At 37.0% G+C, this 1,397-nt stretch carries 2 protein-coding genes; both read left to right on the forward strand.

The window, feature by feature from the left end:
* The first annotated feature begins 66 nt into the window (after positions 1-66).
* A complete protein-coding gene (locus tag AC1DG9_RS27050; protein WP_172662901.1) occupies positions 67-498 on the forward strand; it encodes a GPW/gp25 family protein in 432 nt (143 codons plus the stop codon).
* Positions 495-1,397, forward strand: a 903-nt coding sequence (locus AC1DG9_RS27055) for a hypothetical protein (RefSeq protein WP_477635693.1), incomplete at its 3' end; no start/stop codon positions are given. The genes AC1DG9_RS27050 and AC1DG9_RS27055, both read left to right, overlap by 4 nt.

The following is a 1,397-nucleotide window of genomic DNA, read 5'->3' on the forward strand; positions in this document are numbered from 1 at the left end:
ATATAACGCGGTAGTTGAAATTATTTGACCCATAAACATAAAGCAAGTACCAAATATTAAAAAATTATGGATAAGCTTAAAGATGTATCCGAACTTTCATTTCTTGGAAGAGGATGGAGTTTTCCTCCAACTTTCTCTAAGCAAACTAACCGGGTTTTAATGACCTCCGACGAGGAAGATATAAATAAGAGTTTGGAAATTTTATTGTCGACAACCATTGGAGAAAGATTTCTACAACCTTTATACGGTTGTAATCTTGAAAACTATGTGTTCGAAGCAATGAGTACTTCAACAGAAACTTCAATAAAAATAACTGTAAAAAACGCCATTCTAATGTTTGAACCAAGAATTAAGTTACTACTTGTAAATCTTCTTGATGATTTCATTACTGAGGGCAGAATCGATATTTCTGTTGATTATGAGGTAATCAACACCAATACCCGTTTCAATCTTGTTTATCCGTTTTATCTTAACGAGGCTAATAATAAATTGGCATGAGCGCTAAAGCAATAGATTATAAAGTTATTCTTAAACGCGACGGGCAAACGCAACAAGAACGAATGTCAGCGTTATTAGATCCTGCAATTGCGCCCGTCGATCAACGTACAAAAGCAGATTACTATAAGTTTGTACAGGAGGTTTCAAAACATGTCAAGTTTTTTGATATTGATGCTGTTAACAAAAACCTAACAGAAAGTGGCCAATGGGATAGCTTTTTCGATTTAAGTATCGAAGAGATAAATGCAATGGCAAACAACAAATCATTGCCTCCACACCTCGCTTTATGGAACACTTTTATCGAGCTGATGGAAAAACCAAAGGCTTTGATGAATACCCTTACACAGCGCCACCTGGACTTTTACTACCACGATGTTTTAAAACTAAACCAAGCGCCACCAATAGCAGATAAAGCACACGTAATTTTTGAACTTAAAAAAAATACTGAAAATACTTTATTAACCGCTGGCACATTACTTTTAGCGGGTAAAGACAATACAAAGAGAGACATTGGATATAAACTTGAGCAAGATATGGTGGTAAACCCATCAAAGGTGGCTCAGCTTAAATCCCTTTATGTTAACCCTGTTAACCGAAATGTTGTATTTCACGCTCCAATAGCAAATTCCAAGGATGGGCTAGGCGCTATTCTAGACCCCGGAAATCCAAAATGGAGTGGTTTCGGTAATTCCTCAATGCCACTGGCGCAGATTGGCTTTTGCCTGTCGAGTAGCATCTTGAAAATGAAAGAGGGCACCAGGAGCATTAAAATATACCTAACGCTAAGAGGGCTTGATGCATCTGCAAAAAATAGTGTACTCACCTCCAATCTTTTTAAAGTAAGTATTACCGGAGAAAAGGGATGGATAGGACCAAAACTTACTTCAGCAGTAATAACA

This window comes from Pedobacter sp. 05L430 (genome assembly GCF_056397585.1).

Bases quoted from the DNA above. Each gene is read 5' to 3' on its own strand.
- AC1DG9_RS27050 (WP_172662901.1), top strand. From the start codon at position 67: ATGGATAAGCTTAAAGATGTATCCGAACTTTCATTTCTTGGAAGAGGA.